Raw genomic sequence first — 7,692 nt, forward strand, 5'->3', positions numbered from 1 at the left:
ATTAATTGATTCTAGATACCTATCCATAACAGGATAGGTATCTAGAACTTGAGAGAACGTTTTGTTATTTCCCTAGTAGTTTTTGTGCCATGTATACGATGTCAACAATATCTATCACGCCATCTTTGTTCATATCAAGCGTGGCTTGATAACCCGATCCTGTCACCGATTGCTGGGCTCCAAACTGCTTAGCTACCATAACCAAGTCATTAATCTCGGTTTTCCCATTACCGGTGACATCTGAATTGGCAATCGCAATAGTATCCTGAACATCTTGTTCTAAGACAGTGAGTTCTGAAGAACTATTTGAAAGCTCTGAACCGTTTAATAAAGCTAAATTACTTGAGCCGACTTCACCATTAGCTTTAAGTTTGATTGTCACTAAATCGATGTCACCGTTAACACCTGCGCTTTTCCCTTGAAGAACACCGATGACATGAATATTACCGTCAGCATCATGGGTTACTCCTGTATCGCCTAAATCAAATTCGGGATTTGGAGTCACCCCTTCAAAGGTAAACATAGCTGGGTCATATTTAAATCTTAAATCAAAACCATAAAGGTCATTGGCTGCCTTAGCACTTAGTGTAATGTTAGCGTCTCCACCAACTTCAACGATTGATTTTTCTAAGTCAATTCCCAATGGTACAGAACCCGCTTCAGCTTCTTTTACTATGGACCAATTGTCGGCGACCGTCGGAGTAATTGTCCCTTGATCTTGAACATATTTGATCAAGAGATTGCGTACCTGTCCGGCATCTCCTAAGGTTTTCATGGAATCATAAATTGCTCCCTGACCAGAGATCAACCCGGCGGCATCCATGAAACCACCTCCGCCGTTATAGCGGTAGTTATTGATCGCAACTGTAAATACATCCGTATCGTTAATTGGATTGCCGTTATAGGTCAAATTCTTAATACGGCTACCTGCTGATTGGGTCAAATCGATGGTATAATTGGCGCCATACAATTGATCCAGATTATAGTCGGGTATATTTAACGCCGGATCTTTAGTAATTGAATCACTGGAGCCGCTCACCTGTTTGTAGTAGCGTGCTGAAAACTCCAACCATTTTTTTAACTGTGCTCCTGTCATATTAATTGAGTATAGGAAGTTCTCGTAGACATAGACTGATGAAATGTCTTTGATCGTTACATCCCCTTGGGGGATTAAAGCACTTGAACTCAAAGGAGCTGCAATGGATAACTGGGCACCCGACTCTTGCTGCTGTACCTTATTAATCAGATCCATAATCGCTGTTTCAGCAGTCAATTGATCGGCTCCACTGTAGACATCTGTGGCTGTTCCTATTTTGGTTCCCAGATACGCTAAGGTCGCATCTTGGTTAGGCTGAACTAAGGAAGTGATGGTACTGTCAGGTGCGATACTGCTATCCATGGCAACAGCTTGAGTCGATTTGTTTACTACAGACCATTTGCCGTCTTGGAACTTAACGCTGAATTGAAGTTTTGAAACATATTGTCCCCATTTGCCTGGTTCAGTTACAAGCACAGTTTTTCCATCAGGACTTGTATAGGAATGCTGCTGAATCACCGCGTGAGTGTGACCGGCTACAATGGCGTCAATACCATTTACACCCTGGGCTATTGCTTTAATTTGATTTTCAGGAATTATGTCGCTGGAACTTTCTTCTCCGCTATGGATAGTGGCAACTATAACGTCAGCTCCAGCTTCTCTCATGATGGGGACCCATTTATTCGCTTCGTCAACCAGATCATTGAAGTGCAGATCTTGATAGTTCTCTGGGCTTTCCCAGTTCGGGATACATTTAGTGGTCAGACCCAAGATACCAACCTTAATATCGCCATTTTCCGTGGAGATTGTTTTGATATAATATGGATCCGCCAAATTAGTGTCGTCGCCTTTATAGGTGTTTGCAGATAATACATGGATATCGCTATCCTTGGCCTCGTTAATCACTTTATTCAGCATATCAAGTCCGAAGTTGAATTCGTGATTTCCGAGAGTCCAAGTATCGTAATGCATTGCTGCCATGGCTGAAATCATCGGATTAGGTGACGTTTTATCAATGGTGGCATAATAGGTTGCCAACGGAGTACCCTGAATGGTATCTCCATTATCGACCAACAATAGATTAGGATCTATTGCCCGTTCCTGATTAACGTAGGTGGAGACCTTGGCTAAACCCTCACTGACTGTAGCACCACTAAAGTAATCGTAAGGATACACAGTTCCGTGCAAATCAGATGTTGCTAGAATCTCAACATTGCTTACACCAGAATCATCGGTTCCTGAAGACATGACAATGTCCGCAGCGTCCCGGGCAATAAGTTCCGAAGTGTTGTAGGCAGCTACTACAGCGGTAATATCTACTTGGTCTCCTTCATTGATTCCTGAAACTGAAGGCATCTTGAAAAGGATTGAGCTTTGACCAGAATCATCCGTAATCGTGGTATTGCCACTGTTATTAATGGTTCCTAATGTGACATTTTGAACTTTAACCAGCTGAGATTGGTAATTTCCAAGTTGATCAATGGTGACAACCACAGGATCCGGTATAGGATTATGGTTGCTAAGGACATGGTAATCAGCTGCAGTTGCTGAGGCTATCTCCAACAACCCATGGTAAAGGGCCATTGGTCCGGTAATTTGAATTTGATCACCTTGCTGAGGAGCGGGAGACAGTGTTGTATCATAAACACAAATCCCTGCTGTGCCGTCTTGGATGAAATAGGAACCGTTTGTAGTAGGGTTGACTGAGGTTACTATTCCGGTTACGGTTGCTGTTTGACCTGCTCCATCATCCCGGGCTGCAAGTATCGACCCAGCTTTAACGATCTCCGCATCATTTCGGAGAATTAACTCAGGATTGTTATAAGATGAAGCAATCGCTGTAATATTCACCTGGTCGCCGACGCTAATTCCTAACGGAGTGCCCATCTGATAGATTACTGTGCTATGACCAGCAGTATCTGTAATCGTTGTCGTACCGCTCGGATTAAGGTTACCTAAAGTAACGTTTCTGATTTTTATCAATTGAGATTGGTAATCTCCAAGCTGATCAATCGTAATAACCGCTGGTGCAGGGAGTGAATTGCCACTGCTCAGAATATGAACGTCCTCTGCATTGGCAGGTTTTATCTCTAACAACCCATTGAAAAGAATCATCGGGCCAGTTACTAAAATTCTGTCGCCTTGCTGAGGAGCAGGAGATAGTGACGTGTTAAAAACATTAATCCCTGCTGTACCATCTTGGATGAAATAAGAACCACTCGATGTGGGATTGACACAAGTTACCACACCTGAAACCGTTACGGGTGTAGTCCCTGCACCTTGACTCCGAGCGTCACTGATCGAATCCGTTGTTACAAAGCTAACATGTAGAGTGGGTATCTGATCTGAATTGCCGCTTGCACCTTCAAAGGATTCAGCTGTTCTCTTCCCTTCACCACTTAGAAGAAAACTCAAGGCGTTACCTGCATTCCAACCATCTTTATCCACAATATCCTGGACCAGTGAAGCCAGATTCGGGGTTTGCTGTGCCGGGCCGGCAGCATGTTCGGTTTTCCACATGCTGTCATCATCAGTGCCGGTAATTTTCCATTCTACCGCGTCACTTGTTTTAACACGTGTGGAAACTGTATAGGGGACATTCTGTAGAGCAGCTGAATTAGCAACATCCTCAGCGTAAATATTTACGTCAAAGGGATTATAAGCATTATCTGTTTCGTCTACAGAAAACTGAATATAGGCATTCGTAATTGTTACCCCTTTAGGAATAGACAGATCCGCAAATCTAAGTCCTATAAGTTGGTTTTTTACATCAGAACTGGTTGGCTTTTCCATAGTGATCTCGAGATCAGAACTGTCATAATCCAACGATCCGTCGGGGCGTTCTTCCATATCATCCAGGGCATTTTTGATTGGTGCAACAATCTCGGTTCCAATCCCTTTAGCACCAACTGTGAGAAGGAATTTGTTACTGATGACAGTTATTCCATTCAGAGTCACTTCTGCTGTAATGTTAACGATGACATTATGATCCGGTTTGTTTTGTAAAGTAACTGTCCCATCAGAAGCTATATTTAAAATACCTTCTTGATCGGTAGTATAAGTTACCGTTGCCGAAGAAAGATCGACATCGGCATTATGGGTATCTTTACCATTCAAACTTAGGTTAACCGATGCTCCTGCAGTTTCTGTATCCAAAGCATCGCTACTCGAATCTAAGGTTACCAAAGCCAACCCATAAGGATTTGTTACATTTAAATCTAGTTCATTGCTTTTTACAAAGTTGCTTCCGTTATACACCTCAGCCCAAACCTTTGCTGTGGTATCCAAATCAGGTTTGTTCTTAACCGTCACGGTACCATCCGCTGCGATAGAAAGGGTGTCAGGCTTGTCCGTTTGATACAAGACATAAGCACCGGTGAGGTCTACATCAGCATTCTGGCTGTCTTTTGCAGCCAAGTTGAGTTTTACATTACTGGAAGGGTCCTCTGTTGCTAAAATATCTCCGTCTGCAGAAATGGCCAACTGAGAGATGTCCAACGCTTGCTGAGAGCCCACTTTTTTAATGGTGTAGGTGTCCGTCACTGCCATTGTATCGGTTCTGTAAGTAGATATCGATAACGTGTCTGAGGTCACCGTAATATTTGAGAAAGTCGGCACTCTTAGTTGTTCTCTGAGCGCGGCATATGTTTCTGGAGCTGGTTTAAGATCATAATATTTGCTGCCGCTACCGGAGTTTAAGGTCATATATAGTGTTCCTATTGGATTAACCACAGCTCCATCCGCATCGACAGTCTGACCAGGCAACGCTTGATCTCCTAGCATCTGGTAAGTTCTTGTGTAGCTATGGTCATGCCCGTCTAACACTAAATCAATTTTATCTCTATCAAATACTGGGAATAAAGCCTGCCTTAGATTTAAAATCGACGACTCCATAGAGTGATCTGCAGAACCATAAATATCTTGGTGGAACATAACCACTTTCCATTTAGCATTCGGGGTTGCATCAATTGCTTCTTGCATAAATGCATCGTGTTCTGCACCGCTTGGATTATTTGTATTTAACACCATAAACAAGGTATCGCCATAAGTGAAATAGTAATCACTGCTCGTATTAGTAGTAATACCATACTGCGAGGAAAGATTGGGGGGATTGAAATGATAACTGTAATTTGGGGCTCCATTTTCATGGTTGCCTATGAGAGTTGAAACCGGCAGACTCCGCAATTCCGGCGGCGCGAAAAATCCGGTGTATTCAGATTCATCGGTCTTATCATTAATCTGATCACCAAGAGAGGCCAGAAAACCAACTTCCGGGAATTTGGCAACAGCTTTAGACATGGTTGTCTTCCAGCCGTTGGTGTCACTGGCAACGCTGCCACCTGCACCGATTTGAGGGTCACCAACTGCAAAGAAGCTAAAGGAGTCTGTTGAATGAGTCTTGAAATTGTAAACCGGACTCCAGCTTCCACTGCTGGCATCTCCCACACGATAGACATATTCAGTCGCTTCCTCAAGGTTTGTGACTATTACTTTATTAGAGAAGAAACCTGTAACTGCCGATGAAACAGTACCCGTATAAGTCGTTGCTTTATCTTCAGGAAACTCAGAATCTGTCATATCCTCTTTCTTGGCGACCTGAACGGCTGTGTTATTTTGTGAATCAACCGTAGAGTACCAAGCAAAGTTCAATTCCGTTGCATTTTGGCCAGGCGCAAAGGTTAGATCGCTCGCCTTATAAGTGTTCTCATCTTCATTATCACTGGTTCCTTTTTTAATAGTATAGGTGTCGGTTACTGCCATGGTATCTGTTCTGTAAGTAGTAATACTTAAACTATTGTCTGTTTCAGAGATCTTGGAAAAAGTCGGCACGTTGATCTGTTCTCTTACTGCTGCATAGGTTTCCGGAGTGGATTTTAAGTCATAATATTTACTGCCGCTGCCGGAGTTTAAGGTAATATAGACTGTGCCTGTTGGATTGAGAACAGCACCTTCGGCATCTGTCTGAGTTGCCTGTACTTCATCGCCAAGCATCTGATAAGTTCTCGTGTAGCTATGATCATGTCCGTCCAACACTAAGTCGATACCATCATTGTCAAACACAGGGAATAGAGCTTGTCTTAAATTGACAATCCCCGTCTCTGTAGAGTGATTCGCTGAACCATAAATATCTTGGTGGAACATGACCACTTTCCACTTCGCATTTGGAGTTGCATTGATTGCTTGCTCCATAAAGGTATCATGTTCAGCAGCACTCGAGTTATTTGTGTTCAAGACGATAAACAAAGTGTTGCCGTAGGTGAAATAATAATCACTGCTGCCCGGATTGGTAGCACCGTATGATGAAAGATTAGGGGGATTAAAATGATAGCTGTAATTGGGAGCTCCATTGTCATGGTTACCAACTAAGGATGCAATAGGAAGGCTCCTAAATTCAGACGGGGCAAAGTAACCGTTATATTGGTCTTCATTACTATTAGAATTGATCTGGTCTCCAAGCGAGGCGAGAAAACTTACATCTGGAAATTGTGAGAGAGCTTTGGACATGGTGTCCTTCCAACCCGTGGTGTCGCTATTAACACTGCCACTCGCGCCGATCTGAGGGTCACCAACCGCAAGAAAGCTGAAGGAGTCCGTTGCATGGGTCGTGAAGTTGTAAACTGGACTCCAGGTCCCAGCGTTATCATCCCCAACACGGTAGACATAGGCCGTCGACTCCTGAAGATTGGTAACTGTTACCTTATTAGAAATATAACCTGTTATTGCCGAAGTAGTCGTAGCAGTGTATGTTGTTGCTGAGCTGGCCGGAAACTCAGTTCCAGTCATATCCGCTTTCTTGGCAACTTGAATAGCGCTGCTTGTCGAAACGTCATTGGAATACCAAGCAAAATTTAATTCCGTGGCATTTCTTCCAGGTGCAAATGTAAGATCGGTAGCAACATATCCGTTACCGTTACTGCCGCCACCTCCAGCTCCACCGCTGCCTTGATCATCACCCGTACTACTGCCTGGATTGGTATTTGCAACTAACTCCATATCCCAATATACGTCTGAACTGTCTGCTCTGCCCTGATGTACTTCTGCTGACAGGACATTCTCCCCTTGGACCAGGTAAGACATATCCGTTGCGTCCAACGTAAAGACCGGTGACGCTCCTTCGGTGGCAGTATCTAACGCTTGACCTAAATCAGAAACATATTTGTCATAACCGATTTCAGGTAAATCCGCTTTAGAAGGAAGATTGGTTCTGGAAACCTCATGACCATTCAGATAGATAACTGCTGCATCATCAATGCCAGCCAAAATCGATCCACTATCACCAATAGCTGACAAATCGTCAACGTTGAATGTTGTCCTGAAATATGACGTCGGATATTTATGACTAGAATCTGATCCATAACTAATCACTGTGTTAATCCGACCATTTAGTGAATTTGTTTCAGAAGATGGATATCCAAGAGGTGCTGCTCCACTTTGCCAACTACTGTCATCAAAGCTTGTGTCCCTCCATGCAGTTCCCTGATCAGAGCCGTCGTCCAGATATTCCCACACACTTCCCCGACTTAAAAGAACAATACTGTCATTATCATTGGTTGCGGCGACAGCAAAACTGACCGGGAGAAAAAAGTTGCCTAATAACATGCTGATCATTAGAACTATGGACAAAACTTTCTTTGCTAATCTCATATTAACCTCCC

General features: G+C 43.3%; 1 protein-coding gene. It reads right to left on the bottom strand.

Annotation, left to right across the window (positions count from 1 at the left end):
- Positions 1 to 64: 64 nt before the first annotated feature.
- Entirely contained in the window at positions 65 to 7,681 is a 7,617-nt protein-coding gene (locus tag DOT_RS14720; RefSeq protein ID WP_009620278.1) for a metallophosphoesterase, read from the bottom strand.
- Positions 7,682 to 7,692: the final 11 nt, after the last annotated feature.

Origin of the sequence: Desulfosporosinus sp. OT, from assembly GCF_000224515.1 — a bacterium.
Lineage (GTDB): Bacteria > Bacillota > Desulfitobacteriia > Desulfitobacteriales > Desulfitobacteriaceae > Desulfosporosinus.